General features: G+C 65.1%; 16 protein-coding genes. 9 read left to right on the forward strand and 7 right to left on the reverse strand.

Annotated elements, in window-relative coordinates:
* Positions 1-24: 24 nt before the first annotated feature.
* From CJU94_RS08540 to CJU94_RS08565, 6 genes are all read right to left on the reverse strand, one after another.
* Complete coding sequence (locus CJU94_RS08540) at positions 25-606, reverse strand: DUF2946 family protein (RefSeq protein WP_095418313.1); 582 nt, start codon at positions 604-606, stop codon at positions 25-27.
* The gene (locus CJU94_RS08545; protein ID WP_208645354.1) at positions 599-1,738 is read right to left on the reverse strand and encodes a YheT family hydrolase; all 1,140 of its coding nucleotides are present in this window, start codon (positions 1,736-1,738) and stop codon (positions 599-601) included. Before CJU94_RS08545 ends, CJU94_RS08540 begins: the two co-directional genes overlap by 8 nt.
* Positions 1,739-1,776: 38 nt before the next feature.
* On the reverse strand, positions 1,777-2,223 hold the full coding sequence (locus CJU94_RS08550; RefSeq protein WP_095418314.1) for a nuclear transport factor 2 family protein: 447 nt from the start codon (positions 2,221-2,223) through the stop codon (positions 1,777-1,779).
* Positions 2,224-2,389: 166 nt separating this feature from the next.
* Positions 2,390-3,415 carry a lipopolysaccharide heptosyltransferase II gene (waaF, locus tag CJU94_RS08555; RefSeq protein WP_095418315.1) on the reverse strand — a complete coding sequence of 342 codons (1,026 nt, stop codon included), beginning with the start codon at positions 3,413-3,415 and terminating at the stop codon, positions 2,390-2,392.
* A 369-nt stretch (positions 3,416-3,784) separates the two neighbouring features.
* Complete coding sequence (locus tag CJU94_RS08560) at positions 3,785-3,979, reverse strand: zinc-finger domain-containing protein (RefSeq protein ID WP_064268765.1); 195 nt, start codon at positions 3,977-3,979, stop codon at positions 3,785-3,787.
* A gap of 62 nt (positions 3,980-4,041) precedes the next feature.
* Positions 4,042-4,965: a branched-chain amino acid transaminase gene (locus CJU94_RS08565; protein ID WP_095418316.1), complete on the reverse strand. Its 924-nt coding sequence runs from the start codon at positions 4,963-4,965 to the stop codon at positions 4,042-4,044.
* Positions 4,966-5,183: 218 nt separating this feature from the next.
* Here CJU94_RS08565 and CJU94_RS08570 point away from each other — a divergent pair, with 218 nt between their 5' ends.
* From CJU94_RS08570 to CJU94_RS08610, 9 genes are all read left to right on the forward strand, one after another.
* Complete coding sequence (locus tag CJU94_RS08570; protein ID WP_095420268.1) at positions 5,184-5,930, forward strand: AzlC family ABC transporter permease; 747 nt, start codon at positions 5,184-5,186, stop codon at positions 5,928-5,930.
* Positions 5,927-6,250 (forward strand): AzlD domain-containing protein, encoded by a 324-nt coding sequence (locus CJU94_RS08575; protein ID WP_095418317.1) that lies wholly within the window; start codon positions 5,927-5,929, stop codon positions 6,248-6,250. Before CJU94_RS08570 ends, CJU94_RS08575 begins: the two co-directional genes overlap by 4 nt.
* 273 nt (positions 6,251-6,523) lie before the next feature.
* Positions 6,524-7,717: a phosphoglycerate kinase gene (locus tag CJU94_RS08580; protein WP_095418318.1), complete on the forward strand. Its 1,194-nt coding sequence runs from the start codon at positions 6,524-6,526 to the stop codon at positions 7,715-7,717.
* Positions 7,718-8,171: 454 nt separating this feature from the next.
* Complete coding sequence (gene pyk, locus CJU94_RS08585) at positions 8,172-9,608, forward strand: pyruvate kinase (protein ID WP_095418319.1); 1,437 nt, start codon at positions 8,172-8,174, stop codon at positions 9,606-9,608.
* A 315-nt stretch (positions 9,609-9,923) separates the two neighbouring features.
* Positions 9,924-10,988, forward strand: a complete 1,065-nt coding sequence (gene fba / locus CJU94_RS08590; RefSeq protein ID WP_095418320.1) for a class II fructose-bisphosphate aldolase — start codon at positions 9,924-9,926, stop codon at positions 10,986-10,988.
* 132 nt (positions 10,989-11,120) lie between these two features.
* Positions 11,121-12,011, forward strand: a complete 891-nt coding sequence (locus CJU94_RS08595) for a phosphoribosylaminoimidazolesuccinocarboxamide synthase (RefSeq protein ID WP_042321200.1) — start codon at positions 11,121-11,123, stop codon at positions 12,009-12,011.
* A 220-nt stretch (positions 12,012-12,231) separates the two neighbouring features.
* Positions 12,232-12,750 carry a 5-(carboxyamino)imidazole ribonucleotide mutase gene (gene purE / locus CJU94_RS08600; protein ID WP_095418321.1) on the forward strand — a complete coding sequence of 173 codons (519 nt, stop codon included), beginning with the start codon at positions 12,232-12,234 and terminating at the stop codon, positions 12,748-12,750.
* A gap of 116 nt (positions 12,751-12,866) precedes the next feature.
* Positions 12,867-14,063, forward strand: coding sequence for a 5-(carboxyamino)imidazole ribonucleotide synthase (locus CJU94_RS08605; RefSeq protein ID WP_095418322.1), 1,197 nt, complete (start codon positions 12,867-12,869; stop codon positions 14,061-14,063).
* A gap of 10 nt (positions 14,064-14,073) precedes the next feature.
* A complete protein-coding gene (locus CJU94_RS08610; RefSeq protein ID WP_095418323.1) occupies positions 14,074-15,114 on the forward strand; it encodes an L-threonylcarbamoyladenylate synthase in 1,041 nt (346 codons plus the stop codon).
* An 85-nt stretch (positions 15,115-15,199) separates the two neighbouring features.
* On the opposite strand, the gene CJU94_RS08615 is transcribed toward CJU94_RS08610, so the two are convergent.
* Positions 15,200-16,447, reverse strand: a complete 1,248-nt coding sequence (locus CJU94_RS08615; RefSeq protein WP_095418324.1) for an SGNH/GDSL hydrolase family protein — start codon at positions 16,445-16,447, stop codon at positions 15,200-15,202.
* Between the last annotated feature and the right edge of the window lie 20 nt (positions 16,448-16,467).

Genomic DNA, 16,467 nt, shown 5'->3' on the forward strand with positions numbered 1-16,467 from the left:
CCGCGGCGCGGGCAGGTGCAGGGTTTAAGCGCCCGCGGCCGCGGGACTCGGCACGAACCCGAAGCGCCTTGCCACATCGCTTCGCCGGATAGCCTGCAGCGGCAACACGACCTGATTGTTCCAGCGAAACTCGCCGCTCATCGAATCCTCCGCCAGCGTTGCATGATCGGAGAAGACCTCCAGATCGTGATCGTGCAAGACCGCGACTCTCGGCGGCGCCGAGCCGTCGGTCAGCAGAATCCCGCCTTCTTCATCCACGAACACGGCTGCGGGCTCGAACGCGCCGCCGGCCTGGTCCTGCAAAGCGAGCGTGCCGCCGGCATCGGCATTGGCCGACAGCCTCACGACCCACGGCGTATAGCCCAGTTCGACGTACACGCGCTGCGGGCCGTTCTGGAAATACCACTGCCCGCGCTCGTCGGCGTCGTAATTCCGGTTGATGAACCCGAGCAACGCTTCGTGGCGAATCGGCGTGCCCGGCGTTCCGCCTGCCTGCGCGGCCTCGTCGCGCATGCGCCAGTTGCCGCGCCTGTCCAGCATCAGCCAACCCGTGCAACTCGGTACGTTCGGCCACTTGGCCAGGGCCTGCTTGACGATGTCATCCATGATCGACGTGCCGCTCCAGATAGCCGAACACGCGCCGCGACAGCCAGTCGATGCGGCCCGGGAACGGCCCGGTCATAAAGCCGGCGTGGCCGCCGTGCCTGGGTTGGTCGAGCTCCACCGCCGCCGAAACTTCATGCCGCGAGGGCAAGGCTTCAGCCGGGAGGAACGGGTCATTGCGCGCGTTCAGCACCAGCGTCGGCACCTGAATGTGCGGCAGCAGCGGGCGCGTGGTCGCCGTGCTCCAGTATTCGTCGGTATCGCGAAAGCCGTGCAGCGGTGCGGTCACCACGTTGTCGAACTCGTACATGGTGCGGCTCGCCAGCATCGCCTCCCGGTCGAACAGGCCTGGAAACTGAGTCAGCTTCTGCTCGGCCTTCTGCTTGAGTGTCTTGAGAAAGCTGCGCGTGTAGACGAGTCCGAAGCCTTGCGACAAAGCGCGGCCGCCTGCATGCACGTCGATGGGGGTCGAGATCGCCGCGGCGGCCGAGACCACCGACGCCGCGCCCTCGCGCCGCTCACCCAGCCAGCGCAGCAGCACATTGCCGCCGAGCGATACGCCGGCCGCGACGATCGGCCCGCGATGCGCGGCGCGCAAACGCCGCAGGATCCAGTCGACCTCGTTACTGTCGGCGAGATGATAGAAGCGCGGCATCCGGTTCAACGGTCCGCTGCAACTGCGAAAGTGCGGCACGACACCGTGCCAGCCGTACTCGCGCGCGGCAGCCATCAACGAGGCGGCGTAGTGCGAGCCCGAACTGCCTTCCAGGCCGTGAAACAGCACGAAGAGCGGAGCGGTGTCGGCGGGCACCCGGGGCGCGGCGTCGGGCGTGAGTGCTGATTGGGCCTCGCCGTCGTGCTCGACCCAGTCGAGATCGATGAAGTCGCCGTCGGGCGTATCCCAGCGTTCGCGGCGAAACGAGACCGCGGGGCGGCGTGCGAACAGCGACGGGACGATGGTCTGCACATGGCGGTTCGGCAACCACAGCGGCGCACGGTAGAGCAGCTCGACGGTGGCGTCGACGGCGGCCGCGGCGCGTGCCGTGCCGGAGGAGGCGGATGTAGCGTGCGTCGTCCCGGAATTCGGCGAGAGGATTTCCTTCGCGTTGGGGGACTGCCTGTGGGGCGTGCTCATGCCTGCTTCACAACCAAAAATGAGACGCGCGGCGCGCGTCAGTGCAACGACCCCTGGCCATGCCGCATTTTCGTGGCGAACTGGCTGGCGGCCTCGTTGGGCATCGGACTCGCGTGAATGTGCGCAATGCGCCATTCGCCGCGTTCGTGGACCATCACGTAGGTGGTGAACACCATGGCGGGCGTGGCCTTCGGATCGGCCGGCCGGTGCGCCTCGGCAATCGCGTAGACCACGGTGCCGAGACTGTCGTAGACGCGGATGTCGAGCGGTTCGATGGACACAGGCGCGGTTTCGAGCTGGATCTGCAAGCCGGCGCGAATGCTGTCGAGGCCGTGCAGGTGGGAGCCGTCGGCGCAGATGCAACTCACGAACTCTTCATCGATCCACAGGCCCATCAAGCTGTCGATATTGACCTCGGCGACGGCCTGGTAATAGGCGTTCAGGGTATCGGCGGCGGCTTCGAAGATATGGGCAAAACGTGGCATGGCTCGTCAGTCTCTTGTGCGCGGCGCGCGGTTGCAAGGCAGCGGTCAGCGGGACAGCCCGGAACCGGACAATCGCACCCGAGCGCCAGAATGCCCGCGCCGCAAGGCGCGAACATGACGCGACGCGCTCAGGGGCGTGCGGTGTTGCGTGCGTGTATCAGCGGCTTCAGCGTTGCGCGAGCAACATGCCGCGCAAATCGCCGAATACCTGCTCGGCGCTCAACTGCTTCAGGCAGTTCAGATGACCGAGAGGACACTCGCGCTCAAAACAGGGGCTGCATTCGAGATGAAGCCATTGTACCTTCGCCAGCTCGGACAAGGGCGGCGTGTGGCGCGGATCGGTCGAACCGTACACCGCCACCAGCGGCCGGCGCAGCGCGGCGGCCACGTGCATCAGCCCGGAGTCGTTGGTGACGACCGCATTGGCGCGCGAGATCAGCGCACATGCCTCGCCCAGCGCGGTCTGGCCGCACAGGTTGCGCACGTTCGGCGCTTTCTCGGCAATGGCCTGCGCGAGCGGCGCATCTTTGGGCGAACCGAGCGCGACGATCTGCGTGTACGGGAACGACTGGCCGACCATCTGGGCGAGCGCCGCGAAGTGCTCGGGCGGCCAGCGCTTGGCGGGGCCGTATTCGGCGCCCGGACAGAACACCAGCAGCGGCACGCGCGTGTCCAGATTGAAGCGCGCCGAGACCCGCGACGCTTCGTTCAGGTCCGCGTCGAGGCGCGGCATCGGCAGGTCGTCGGGCACCTTGGCGCCGGGCGCGTAGGCGAGGGCGGCGTACTGGCCGACCATCGGCGGGCGCTCGTCCTTGCGCGGATTCGCGTGACGCACGTTCAACAAGCCGTAGCGGCTTTCGCCGGTGTAGCCGATGCGCAGCCGGATGCCCGCCATCCATGGAATCAGCGCCGACTTGAGCGAGTTCGGCAGCACGTAGGCGGCGTCGTAGCCGACGTCGCGCAGGTCGCTCGCCAACTGCCAGCGGCGCAGCATCTGCAGCTTGCCGTGCGCGAGATCCGTGGCGTAGACGTCGCGGATTTCCGGCATGCGTTCGAGCACGGGCGCGACCCACGAGGGCGCGACCGCGTCGATGACGATGCGCGGATGCAATTTCACGAGGCGCGCAAACAGCGGCTGCGCCATCAATGCGTCACCGATCCAGTTCGGTGCGATAACCAACGCGCGACGCATCAGAATGAGTGTCCGGTGTCGAAACGAAGCCCCGCGCGAGTCATGCACGTGGCGTTCGGATAGGTAAAAAGGGAACAGCCGCAAGCCGCGTGGCGCGATTCCGGCGTGGCCGGATGCGCCGCGCTGGCGGCCCTGCTGTGGCGTGCCTGCGCGCGGGCCGGACTGCGCGTTCTTGCCGGCCTGATCACCGTCTGCTGCGTGCGCGGCGCCGGCCCGTGGAGCGACGAACCAGGCCGCGCGGCGGGCAGGCGCTCACGTAGCCGCTCACGCAGCGAACCTGGCAACGGTTTCTCCGGAGCCAACCCGCAACCAGGCGGGCAGGCGTTCCGCAAGCGGTGCCACCGGCAATCGATGCTCAGTGCGCTGTGTTCAATGACCCTTGACCACTTCGCCGTCGCGCAGCTTGTAACGCGTGCTGCAATACGGGCACCTGGCTTCGCCGTGCGTGACGTCGATAAAGACGCGCGGATGGGCGCTCCAGCGCGGCATGGCCGGGTTCGGGCAGTAAGCCGGCAGGTCTTTTGCCGACAGTTCGACCAGCGGCATTTCCTTGATTTCGCTCATGAGGGGTTCTCTTTGTATGCAGGGGGCGTGCGTTGCGCCGGGACACCCCGGCGCGGCGCGCGTTAAATCTTGGTCAGCCAGTGCGCGTACTTTTCGCTCTTGCCGTTCACGATGTCGAAGAAGCCCGATTGCAGCTTCTCGGTGATCGGGCCGCGTGCGCCCGAGCCGATCGTGCGGTTGTCGAGTTCACGGATCGGCGTGACTTCGGCGGCGGTGCCGGTGAAGAACGCTTCGTCGCAGGTATAGACCTCGTCGCGCGTGATGCGCTTTTCGATCACCTGGATGCCGGCGTCGCGCGCCAGTGTGATGACGGTGTCGCGCGTAATGCCGTCGAGGCACGAGGCCAGATCCGGCGTGTACAGCTTGCCGTTGTTCACGAGGAAGAAGTTCTCGCCGGAGCCTTCCGACACATAGCCGTCCACGTCGAGCAGCAGCGCTTCGTCGTAACCGTCGGCGACGGCTTCCTGATTGGCGAGGATCGAGTTCACGTACCAGCCCGACGCCTTGGCGCGGACCATCGACACGTTCACGTGATGGCGCGTGAACGACGAGGTCTTCACGCGGATACCCTTGGTGATGCCTTCTTCGCCGAGGTAAGCGCCCCACGGCCAGGCGGCGATCGCCACGTGAATGGTGTTGCCCTTGGCCGACACACCGAGCTTTTCCGAGCCGACCCAGATGATCGGGCGCAGGTAGCAGGACTCGAGCTTGTTTTCGCGCACCACTTCGCATTGCGCGGCGGCGAGCGTTTCGTGGTCGAATGGCACGTCCATCTGGAAAATCTTGGCCGAGTTCAGCAAACGCTTGGTGTGTTCCTGCAAGCGGAAGATGGCGGTGCTGCCGTCCACCGTCTTGTAGGCGCGTACGCCTTCGAAGACGCCCATGCCGTAATGCAGCGTATGGGTGAGCACATGGATCTTGGCATCGCGCCAGTCGATGAGCTTGCCATCCATCCAGATCTTGCCGTCGCGGTCGGCCATTGACATACGATTCTCCAGCAGGTGCGTTGTTAGGCATAGCTATGACAGGCATAGCCAAGACCGGCATTTTAGCGTCTTTTGCACGCGGAACGGGCATTTGGCCGCATTCCGGACGCTATAATCCGGCACACGCATAAATCAAATCCGGATGCGCCAGCGGGTGCTTGACGACCTGGCGCCGACTTCCCTTCATTGCGACGCCCTTGGCGCCCGCGTTTCGCTGCATGCTCGCTCGTCTGTCCGCTACTGATCGCCGTGCCTTCCGCGAGGGCGCGCGTGACTATTCGCCCACGCTAATGGCGATTTTCTCCTGGGGGCTCGTCACCGGCATCGCCATGAGCAAATCGGTGCTCACGTTGCCGCAGGCGCTCACCATGTCGCTGCTGTGCTACGCCGGTTCGTCGCAACTGGCGGTGCTGCCGCTGCTCGCCGCCAAGCTGCCGGTCTGGACCGTGCTGCTAACCGCCGCGATGGTCAATACGCGTTTCGTGATATTTAGCGTCGGTCTGGCGCCGCACTTTTCCTATCTGTCGATGTGGCGGCGCATCGTGCTCGGCTATTTCAACGGCGACGTGATCTACCTGCTGTTCCAGAAGAAGAGCTTCCCGACCGGCTATGTGCCGGGCAAGGAGGCGTACTACTGGGGCATGGCGGTGTGCAGCTGGCTGTCGTGGCAGGTGTCGTCGATCGCCGGGATTCTGCTGGCGAGCCTGATTCCGGACAACTGGGGCCTCGCGCTCGCGGGCACGCTGGCCTTGCTGCCTATCATGGTGTCGGCGATCGCGACGCGCTCCACGCTGGTCGCGGTCACGATCGCCGGCGTGGTCTCGCTGCTCGCCTTCGACCTGCCGTACCGGCTCGCGCTGCCGCTCGCGGTGATCGCGGCAATCGTCGCCGGCAGCGCGGCCGACCTGATGGTCGAACGTGCCGACTTGCGCCGCATCCGCAACAGCGCCGGAGGTTCGCGATGACGTCCACGCAGATCTGGCTGGCCATTTTCGGCATGACCTTCGTCACCGCCGTGACACGCGCCATGTTTCTGATCGGCGGCGAGCGCACCGTTTTGCCGGCCCGCGTGCAGCGAATGCTGCGCTACGCGCCGGCCGCGGCGCTCGCCGCCGTGGTGTTGCCGGACGTGCTGGCGACCCCGGAAGGGCTCTCGTTCGCGCTCTCGAACCATGAGTTCTACGCCACGCTCGCGGGTCTCGGATGGTTTTTGTGGCGGCGCACCATGCTCGGCACGATTGTCGTCGGAATGGTCGTGTTCACCCTGTTGCGCCTCTTCATGTGACGGGATGAGAGGAGAAATGGTGCATTGCGGCATGCGCGCCGCATCCTTCAAATACGGGACATTCGCCCGGCCGCGGGTCAGAAGGCAGTGTGGATCAGTTAAAATGGTTGTTTCCGGGATGAGCGCGCCGGTGCAAGGCGCGCGAAGCCGCGGCCCGGCCGCCGGCACCCGATTCTGCGGAGCCGCTACCGTGCCTGAGCGCTGGAGTTCACCGCGCTCGCGTGCCGCGCGTCGTCCGCCACCGCCTTCCCATCAACTCGCACACACACGCCCATGAACAAGGTATTGCGTCTCTCCGATCTGATCGCCGAAGGCAAGCTTTCCGGCAAACGCGTGTTCATCCGCGCCGATCTGAACGTGCCGCAGGACGATCAAGGCAACATCACCGAAGACACCCGCATCCGCGCCTCCGTGCCGGCCATCAAGGCCGCGCTCGACGCAGGCGCCGCCGTGATGGTCACGTCGCACCTGGGCCGTCCGACCGAAGGCGCATTCAAGCCGGAAGATTCGCTCGCGCCGGTCGCGAAGCGTCTGGCCGAACTGCTCGGCCGCGACGTGCCGCTGGTGGCGAACTGGGTCGAAAACGGCGTGAACGTCGCGCCGGGCTCGGTCGTGCTGCTGGAAAACTGCCGCGTCAACAAGGGCGAAAAGAAAGATTCCGACGAGCTCGCGCAAAAAATGGCGAAGCTCTGCGACATCTACGTGAACGACGCGTTCGGCACCGCGCACCGCGCCGAAGCCACCACGCACGGCATCGCCAGATACGCGCCCGTGGCGTGCGCCGGCCCGCTGCTGGCGGCCGAGCTCGAAGCGCTCGGCAAGGCGCTGGGCGCGCCGAAGCGTCCGCTGGTGGCGATCGTCGCCGGCTCCAAGGTATCGACCAAGCTGACCATTCTGAAGTCGCTCGCCGACAAGGTCGATCAGCTGATCGTGGGCGGCGGCATCGCCAACACGTTCATGCTGGCCGCGGGCCTTAAGATCGGCAAGTCGCTCGCCGAAGCCGATCTGGTGAACGAAGCCAAAGCCATCATCGACGCCGCGAAAGCGCGCGGCGCGTCCGTGCCGATCCCGACCGACGTGGTCACGGCCAAGGAGTTTTCGCCGACCGCCAAGGCCGAAGTGAAGGCCGTCGCCGACGTTCAAGACGACGACCTGATCCTCGACATCGGGCCGGAAACCGCCAAGGTGCTCGCCGCACAACTGGAAAAGGCCGGCACGATCGTGTGGAACGGTCCGGTCGGCGTGTTCGAATTCGACCAGTTCGGCAACGGCACGAAGACGTTGGCGGACGCCATCGCCAAATCGTCGGCATTTTCGATTGCCGGTGGCGGCGATACGCTCGCGGCGATCGCCAAGTACGGCATCCACGACAAGGTCAGCTATATCTCGACAGGTGGCGGCGCCTTCCTCGAATTCCTCGAAGGCAAGAAGCTGCCGGCGGTCGAAATTCTGGAATCGCGGGCTTAACGTGGCGACGCGCTCCCCCACGGCAAAGTCTGCAAAAGCGCGCGGCGGCAAGCCGCGCAGCGGGGCAGCAGCAACGGCAGGGGAGCGCGCGGCGCGCTCCGCCGCCACGCCGGCAGCGCTCGAATCCGCAGTCGATGCCACGGTCGGTTCAGCTAGCCGGCAGCAAGAAGTATCCGGGGCGTCCCTCGCGCTCGCGGAGTTGACCACTGTCAGTGAGGCAGGGAAGTCGTCCAGCGCAGATGCTGTGCAGACCGCCTCGCCATCCGCAGAACTCCCCGACGAAGAACTCGCCCCTCCACCGGCACCCCCCGTGCTGGTGTCGAACACCGCTTCACCCCATAAAGCGACGCTGGTTTCAACCGGCGCGCAGCCCCCGGCAGCATCCTTCGGTGCGCAGCCTCCGCATCCGACTCGCAGCGCTCTTTCCAGCGATCTCACCCAGACGAGGAGACTCATGCATCGCGCCACCAAGATTGTCGCCACCATCGGACCGGCTTCCAATACGCCGGAAATCCTGCTGCAAATGATTCAGGCAGGGTTGGACGTGGTGCGGCTCAATTTCTCGCACGGCACCGCCGACGACCACCGCCAGCGCGCCGAATTCGTGCGCGAGGCGGCCCGCCAGGCCGGCCGCGAGGTCGCCATCATGGCGGACCTGCAAGGCCCGAAGATCCGGGTCGGCAAATTTGAAAACGGCAAGATCATGCTGGTTGCCGGCGAACCGTTCGTGCTCGACGCCGACTGCGAACTCGGCAACGAGCAACGCGCCGGTCTCGACTACAAGGACCTGCCGCGCGACCTGAAACCGGGCGACGTGCTGTTGCTCAACGACGGCCTGATCGTGCTGAACGTCTCGCGCGTGATCGGCAACGAGATCCACACGGTCGTCAAGATCGGCGGCGAACTGTCGAACAACAAGGGCATCAACCGCCAGGGCGGCGGTTTGTCCGCGCCCGCGCTGACCGCCAAGGACATGGAAGACATTCGCACCGCCATGTCGCTCGGCGTGGATTATGTCGCAGTATCGTTCCCGAAGAACGCCACCGACATGGAAATGGCCCGCCAGCTGGCGAACATCGCCGGCGCGCCGTTCGGCATCAAGCCGAAGATGATCGCCAAAATCGAGCGTGCGGAAGCCATTCCGGCGCTGCAAGGGATTCTCGACGCATCGGACGGCATCATGGTGGCGCGCGGCGATTTGGCCGTGGAAGTGGGGAATGCCGCAGTTCCGGCGCTGCAAAAGCGCATGATTCGTATGGCGCGCGAGTCGAACAAGTTCGTGATCACCGCCACGCAGATGATGGAATCAATGATCCACGCGCCGGTGCCGACCCGCGCCGAGGTGTCGGACGTGGCTAACGCCGTGCTGGACGGCACGGACGCGGTGATGCTGTCAGCGGAATCGGCGGCGGGCAAGTATCCGGTGCAGACCATCGAGACCATGGCGGCGATCTGTATCGAAGCCGAGAAGTCGGAGCAGTCGGAGCTGGACAAGGATTTCCTCGACCGCACGTTCACGCGGATCGACCAGTCGATCGCCATGGGCGCGCTCTTCACCGCGTTTCATCTCGGCGCGAAGGCGATCGTGGCGTTGACGGAATCCGGTTCGACCGCGTTGTGGATGTCGCGTCACTGGACCCACGTGCCGATCTTCGCGCTCACGCCGCGCGTCGGCAGTGAACGGGCGATGGCGCTGTATCGTAACGTGACGTCGCTGCACCTCGACACCAACACCGACCGCGACACGGCGTTGCAGCAGGCGTTGGAAACCGTGGTGAGCAAGGGTTACGCGTCGCGCGGCGATATGGTGGTGCTGACCGTCGGCGAGCCGATGGGGCAGGCTGGCGGCACGAATACGCTGAAGATCGTGCGGGTGGGCGAACCGTATTGATCGCGTAGCGCTCTGCGTAGGACCGGAGTCGGTGCTGAAGCACTCGCTCCGGTCGGCAAACGGCTCGATCGGCACGCCCTGCGTGGAACCGGAGTAAGCACTCAAGCGCTAACACCGGTCGACACAGGCCGGATTGAGCGAAGCAGGCCGCCCATGCCCCGCGAGAGGCGGCGCACAGGCTCCACGCGCGTTGCAGCGGACAGGACCGCTCCGCGTGTTAGGGAAGGTATGAACGGGTATGTGGTTTGCTTCGCGATAAAATCGCCCAAAAGATGCCGACGGCACAAGAATTCGTTTCAATCTAAGGAGTTAAGCATGCCTCTCGTATCAATGCGTCAACTGCTGGACCATGCCGCTGAAAACGGCTACGGCCTTCCGGCATTCAACGTGAACAACCTGGAGCAGGTGCAGGCGATCATGGCGGCGGCCGACAAGGTCAACGCACCGGTGATCATGCAGGCATCGGCCGGCGCGCGTAAGTACGCGGGCGAGGCGTTCCTGCGCCACCTGATCGAAGCCGCGGTCGAGTCGTATCCGCATATTCCGGTGGTGATGCACCAGGATCACGGCCAGTCGCCGGCGGTCTGCATGGCGGCCATCCGCAGCGGCTTCACCAGCGTGATGATGGACGGTTCGCTCGAAGCCGACGGCAAGACGGTCGCGTCGTACGAGTACAACGTCGACGTGTCGCGCAAGGTCGTGGAAGCGGCGCATTCGATCGGCATCACGGTGGAAGCGGAACTGGGCGTGCTGGGTTCGCTGGAAACCATGAAGGGCGACAAGGAAGACGGCCACGGCGCGGAAGGCACGATGACGCGCGAGCAGCTGCTGACCGATCCGGAGCAGGCTGCCGACTTCGTCAAGCTGACCCAGTGCGACGCGCTCGCCATCGCGATTGGCACCTCGCACGGCGCGTACAAGTTCAGCAAGAAGCCCACGGGGGACATTCTGTCGATCCAGCGCATCAAGGAAATCCACCAGCGCATTCCGAACACCCACCTGGTGATGCATGGTTCGTCGTCGGTGCCGCAGGAACTGCTGGCTGAAATCCGCGAATTCGGCGGCGACATGAAGGAAACCTACGGCGTGCCGGTCGAGGAAATCCAGGAAGGCATCAAGAACGGCGTGCGCAAGGTCAATATCGACACCGACCTGCGTCTGGCGATTACCGGCGCGATTCGCCGCTACATGGCGACCAACCCGGGCAAGTTCAACCCGCGCGATTACCTGAAGCCGGCGCGCGAAGCGGCGATGAAGATCTGTATCGAGCGCTACACGCAGTTCGGCTGCGAAGGCCAGGCCGGCAAGATCAAGCCGGTCACGCTTGATAAAATCGCGGAGAAGTACAAATCGGGCGAGCTCGCGCAAGTCGTCCGCTAAGCTATCACTATGTCTGCGCCTGGCCGTTTGGCCAGGTTGTCGTTAGATCGCCGTTCCCGCATCATCCGGGGAACGGCGTTTCCCTTTTGTTCCGGTCACACTTTTTTGCCCCATTTTTAGCGAACCACGACGATGTCTACCCTTTACGAATCCACGCTCCGCTCGCTGCCGCTGCTCGGCCGCGGTAAAGTCCGCGACAATTATGCGGTGGGCAACGACCAGTTGCTGATCGTCACGACCGACCGTCTGTCGGCGTTCGACGTCATCATGGGCGAGCCGATTCCGAATAAGGGCCGCGTGCTCAACGAAATGGCGAACTTCTGGTTCGAAAAACTGAAGCACGTGGTGCCGAACCACCTTACGGGCGTCGCGCCCGAATCCGTGGTGGCGGCAGACGAAGTCGAGCAGGTCAAGGGCCGTGCGGTCGTCGTGAAGCGCCTCGAGCCGATCCTTGTCGAAGCGGTGGTGCGCGGCTATCTGGCCGGCAGCGGCTGGAAAGACTACCAGGCAACCGGTTCGGTGTGCGGCGTCGAACTGCCGCCGGGTCTGCAGAACGCGCAGAAACTGCCCGAGCCGATTTTCACGCCGGCGGCCAAGGCCGAAATGGGCCACCACGACGAAAACATCACCTACGACGAGATGGAGCGCCGCATCGGCACCGAACTGTCGGCCACGATCCGCGACATCTCGATCAAGCTGTACAAGGAAGCCGCTGACTACGCGGCCACGCGCGGCATCATCATCGCGGATACGAAGTTCGAGTTCGGGCTGGACAACCACGGCAAGCTGTATTTGATGGACGAGGCGCTGACCGCGGATTCGTCGCGCTTCTGGCCGGCCGACCAGTATCAGGTCGGCACCAACCCGCCGTCGTTCGACAAGCAGTTCGTGCGCGACTGGCTCGAAACCCAGCCGTGGAAGAAAGAGCCGCCGGCGCCGAAGCTGCCGGACGACGTGGTCACGAAGACAGGCGAGAAGTACCAGGAAGCGCTCGAACGCCTGACCGGGCATAAGCTCGCCTGATTACGCGCACCGGTTGGATTCGCGTCGCCTGAGAAGGCCGCTTGAAAAGGCCGCCTGAAGGGTTCCGCTCCGCAGGAAGGGGTTCCCTCGCAGGATTTCCTTCGCGAGGAAAAACCCCTCGCCCCGAAGGAAGTCCGTCAAGGGTTGGGGAATCATCCTCTCGGGACCTGGCGCGAGCCGCAGGTCCGGGGGCGCTCTCAAGAAACAAGGAAGCCGTAAGATGAGTGAAGTTCAAACCGCCCATACGCATGGCGCGCCGGTTGTCGGCGTGCTGATGGGCTCCAGTTCCGACTGGGAAGTCATGAAGAACGCCGTGGCCATTCTGCAGGAGTTCGGCGTACCCTACGAAGCCAAGGTCGTGTCCGCGCACCGCATGCCCGACGAAATGTTCGCCTATGCTGAAAGCGCGCGTGAGCGCGGCATTCGCGCGATCATCGCCGGCGCGGGCGGCGCGGCCCATCTGCCGGGCATGCTGGCCGCCAAGACCACGGTGCCGGTGCTCGGCGTGCCGGTGGCGAGCAAGTACCTGAAGGGCGTCGATTCGTTGCATTCGATCGTGCAGATGCCCAAGGGCGTGCCGGTCGCCACCTTTGCGATCGGCGAAGCCGGCGCGGCGAACGCGGCGCTGTTCGCGGTGTCGCTCCTGAGCGGCACGAGCGCCGAATACGCGGAGAAGCTGGCTGCGTTCCGCGTGCGCCAGAATGAAGCGGCCCACGCTATGGTGCTGCCGGCGCTGTAAACGCGCGGACTGTTTGATTGCTTGAAGATGTCCCCTGTCCGACCCCCGGCCGGGTGCCTGCCATCGCATTGCACGCACGCATTGCAGACAGCACCGGGCCGCGACCGACCACTAAGATGAACCCAGACAACACACCGGTTTCACCGATTCTGCCCGGCGCATGGCTTGGCATGGTCGGTGGCGGCCAGCTCGGCCGCATGTTCTGTTTTGCCGCTCAGGCCATGGGCTATCGCGTTGCCGTGCTCGATCCGGACGAAAACAGTCCGGCGGGCGCCGTCGCCGATCGCCATCTGCGCGCCGCGTACAACGACGAAGCGTCGCTGACCGAGCTCGCGCGGCTGTGCGCGGCGGTGTCCACGGAGTTCGAGAACGTGCCGGCCGCGAGCCTCGATTTCCTCGCGCGGACCACCTTCGTGAGTCCGGCTGGCCGCTGCGTCGCCGTGGCCCAGGACCGCATTGCCGAGAAGCGCTTCATCGCGTCGTCGGGCGTGACGGTCGCGCCGCATGTGGTGATCGAATCGTCGGATGCGCTGGCCGCGCTCGAAGACGCCAAACTCGAAGCCGTGCTGCCGGGCATTCTCAAGACGGCCCGCATGGGCTACGACGGCAAAGGCCAGATTCGCGTGCGCAACGCCGAGGAAGTGCGCGAAGCGCACGCTTCGCTCGCCGGCGTGCCCTGCGTGCTGGAAAAGCGCTTGCCGTTGAAGTTCGAAGTGTCCGCGCTGATCGCGCGAGCGGCGAGCGGCGCCTCGGTGGTCTATCCGCTCGCGCAGAACACGCATCGCGACGGTGTGTTGTCGCACACTATCGTCCCGGCGCCGGACGCGAGCCCGACACTGGTCCAGCAAGCGCAACAGGCCGCGCTGCAAATCGCCGACAAGCTCGGCTACGTGGGCGTGCTGTGCGTCGAATTCTTCATTCTCGAAGACGGTTCGCTGGTGGCCAATGAAATGGCGCCGCGTCCGCACAATTCCGGCCATTACACCGTGGACGCCTGCGCGACCAGTCAGTTCGAGCAACAGGTCCGCGCCATGACCGGCATGCCGCTGGGCGACACGCGTCAGCACTCGCCGGCGGTGATGCTGAACATTCTTGGCGACGTGTGGTTTCCGGACGGCCCGAAGCGCCCGTCGGTCACCCCGCCCTGGCAGGAGGTCGCCGCCATGCCGGCGGCGCGTTTGCATCTGTACGGCAAGGAGGAGGCGCGTTGCGGCCGGAAGATGGGCCATGTTAACTTCACGGCGCCCACGCTCGACGAAGCCCGCACGGCTGCGCGCGATTGCGCGCGGCTCCTGCACATCGTCACGGGCTGATACGAGCACCATGCCGGATATACAGAAACCCGCCGAAGGCGCATTGCCGGTGAGCGCGGCGCAGATCGAACACGCGGCGGCCCTACTCGACGTGGGCGAGCTGGTCGCGTTTCCGACCGAGACGGTGTACGGTCTCGGCGGCGACGCGGAAAATCCTGACGCGGTCGCGCGCATTTATGCGGCGAAGGGCCGGCCGGCGAATCATCCGGTCATCGTGCATCTCGCGCCGCAAGGCGATCCGAACTATTGGGTCGAGCATTTGCCCGCCGAGGCACAACGGCTCATCGACGCGTTCTGGCCGGGCCCGCTCACGTTGATCCTGAAGCGCGCCGCGCGCATTCCGGCGGCGGTGAGCGGCGGCCAGGATTCCGTGGGGCTGCGCTGCCCGTCGCATCCCGTCGCGCAAGCTTTGCTCGAGGCGTTCAGTGCATTGCGCGACGGACACGGTGGTGTCGCGGCGCCGTCGGCGAACCGCTTCGGTCATGTGAGCCCGACCACGGCGCAACATGTGCGAGACGAGTTCGGCGACGCAGTTCATGTGCTGGACGGCGGCGCGTCGGACGTCGGTATCGAATCGACCATTCTGGATTTGTCGCGCGGCTTTCCGGCATTGTTGAGGCCGGGGCGCGTCACGCCGCAAGATATCGCCGAGGTGCTGGGCGAGGCGCCGCGCTTGCCCGACGGCTCGGATGCGACGGCGCCGCGCGCTTCGGGCACGTTGAAGGCGCACTACGCGCCGCGCACGCCGTTGTCGCTATTGCCGTTCGGCGCGCTGGAACCGTTGCTCGCCGCGCGGCAAGCGGGTGAGCGCGTGGCGTTGGTGGCGCGCGTTTCCCGTGCGGGACATTGGGCCGATACCGAGGGTGTGCATTTCATTGCGGCGCCTGAAGATCCGCATGTCTACGCGCGTGAACTGTATGGGTTGCTGAGGGCTCTCGATCGCGCGAACGTCTCGCGAATTCTCATCGAGAAGCTGCCGGATACCATCGAGTGGATCGCGGTGAATGACCGGCTCGGCCGGGCGGCTGCGGCGTTCGAAGCTCAGGGATAGCGTCCAGAGCGCCCGGCTGGACCCAGCCGGGCCTTGCATCACCAAAGGTGAAGCGGCGGACCGCTGGGTCCGCTGCGTCGCCTGATTACTTGCCCAACCCCGTTGCCGCGATCTGAAGCTGCACGTACTGCGCGAACAAGGCGTGCAGGTGCGTGCTCGGGTGAACCGTATCCGCGAACATGTAGGTCTGGTCGGCGCCAGCCACTGTGTAAGTCTGCGGCGAGCAGAACAACGACGAGCCGAATTGGGCGCCATATTGGGCCGGAGTCAGCCCGTTCGTTGCGCTCGGATTGGCGGTGGCGTAGGCGGTTGCGTTGTTCTGCATCGACGTCAGGTTACACGCCGTGCCGGTGTTGGACACCGTGAAGCCCAGCGCCTGATAGTTCGGCAGCTGTTGATCCAGCCACGTGAAGGCATCGGCCACGATGACCTTGCCCGTCCCCACCAGGCCGCGGGTCGTCAGGTTCTGGACCAGCATATAGTTGTACGCCGCGGTAATCCCGGACAGCAGTGCGGCCGTGCCGGGCGTGCTCGCGTTTGCTGCGACACCCAGCGGCGTATTGCCGATGTCCGGCACCGTCGACACCACCACGTGCGTCGCGCCGGAGTTGACGATAGTCTGGACCTGCGCGGCAAGTTGCGTGGCGGCCTGCGCGATCTGCGGGTTGGCCAGTTGCTGCAGGTAGCCGACGATAAACGCCACCTGGCCCGCCTGCGAGTTCGGCAGTTTGCCGGCCTGCACGAGTTGCGGGTATTGCGTCTGAAGCGCCGCGCCGAGTGCCGTCAGATTGGCGGAACTCCCCGCGAACTGGAAGATGTCGTTCGCGCCGCCGTTGATCAGCACGAGTTGGTTGGCGTTGAAGCTCGTATGCGCGCCCAGGTAGTTGGCCACTTGCGTGACGACCGGCACAGTGGTCGCGGCCATGTTGTTGGGCGCCCAACCTTGACCTTGAGCGTTGACGACATCCGAGCCACCTTGCGCGTAACCGTAGCCGCCCGCCGCGACCAGCGGCTGGCCGAAGCCGCCGAGGTACGCCGGCTTCAGCGTGTCGCCGTAGTACTCCGCGACTTTCTGCGTCCACACTTCACCCGGATTGGTCGTGAAGCGGCCACCGCCGAAGCTTCCCTGAATCACCGGCGCGTATGTGCCGACGTCCGAGAGGCTGTCGCCGAACGACACGACCTGCAATTTGACGCCGCCCGCGGGCGTGCTGCTGGTGTTGTTATTGTCGCTACCCCCGCCGCAGGCCGCGAGCAGGGCGAATGCCGTGCTGGCAACGGCGATCTGCGTCACGCGCAGCCAATGTTGTTTCCTCGATGCTGTTTGCTTCATGTTGACTACATCTCCTCGTA

The organism is Paraburkholderia aromaticivorans (genome assembly GCF_002278075.1).
In the GTDB taxonomy this organism is placed as follows: Bacteria; Pseudomonadota; Gammaproteobacteria; order Burkholderiales; family Burkholderiaceae; genus Paraburkholderia; species Paraburkholderia aromaticivorans.

What these genes read in the sequence shown, in the direction of transcription:
- pyk (WP_095418319.1), top strand. Translation starts at nt 8,172, where the DNA reads ATGCATCGCGCCACCAAGATTGTCGCCACCATCGGACCGGCTTCCAAT.
- CJU94_RS08575 (WP_095418317.1), top strand. Translation starts at nt 5,927, where the DNA reads ATGACGTCCACGCAGATCTGGCTGGCCATTTTCGGCATGACCTTCGTC.
- CJU94_RS08580 (WP_095418318.1), top strand. Translation starts at nt 6,524, where the DNA reads ATGAACAAGGTATTGCGTCTCTCCGATCTGATCGCCGAAGGCAAGCTT.
- purE (WP_095418321.1), top strand. Translation starts at nt 12,232, where the DNA reads ATGAGTGAAGTTCAAACCGCCCATACGCATGGCGCGCCGGTTGTCGGC.
- fba (WP_095418320.1), top strand. Translation starts at nt 9,924, where the DNA reads ATGCCTCTCGTATCAATGCGTCAACTGCTGGACCATGCCGCTGAAAAC.
- CJU94_RS08540 (WP_095418313.1), bottom strand. Translation starts at nt 606, where the DNA reads ATGGATGACATCGTCAAGCAGGCCCTGGCCAAGTGGCCGAACGTACCG.
- CJU94_RS08615 (WP_095418324.1), bottom strand. Translation starts at nt 16,447, where the DNA reads ATGAAGCAAACAGCATCGAGGAAACAACATTGGCTGCGCGTGACGCAG.
- CJU94_RS08560 (WP_064268765.1), bottom strand. Translation starts at nt 3,979, where the DNA reads ATGAGCGAAATCAAGGAAATGCCGCTGGTCGAACTGTCGGCAAAAGAC.
- CJU94_RS08550 (WP_095418314.1), bottom strand. Translation starts at nt 2,223, where the DNA reads ATGCCACGTTTTGCCCATATCTTCGAAGCCGCCGCCGATACCCTGAAC.
- CJU94_RS08570 (WP_095420268.1), top strand. Translation starts at nt 5,184, where the DNA reads ATGCTCGCTCGTCTGTCCGCTACTGATCGCCGTGCCTTCCGCGAGGGC.
- waaF (WP_095418315.1), bottom strand. Translation starts at nt 3,415, where the DNA reads ATGCGTCGCGCGTTGGTTATCGCACCGAACTGGATCGGTGACGCATTG.
- CJU94_RS08605 (WP_095418322.1), top strand. Translation starts at nt 12,867, where the DNA reads ATGAACCCAGACAACACACCGGTTTCACCGATTCTGCCCGGCGCATGG.
- CJU94_RS08595 (WP_042321200.1), top strand. Translation starts at nt 11,121, where the DNA reads ATGTCTACCCTTTACGAATCCACGCTCCGCTCGCTGCCGCTGCTCGGC.
- CJU94_RS08610 (WP_095418323.1), top strand. Translation starts at nt 14,074, where the DNA reads ATGCCGGATATACAGAAACCCGCCGAAGGCGCATTGCCGGTGAGCGCG.
- CJU94_RS08565 (WP_095418316.1), bottom strand. Translation starts at nt 4,965, where the DNA reads ATGTCAATGGCCGACCGCGACGGCAAGATCTGGATGGATGGCAAGCTC.
- CJU94_RS08545 (WP_208645354.1), bottom strand. Translation starts at nt 1,738, where the DNA reads ATGAGCACGCCCCACAGGCAGTCCCCCAACGCGAAGGAAATCCTCTCG.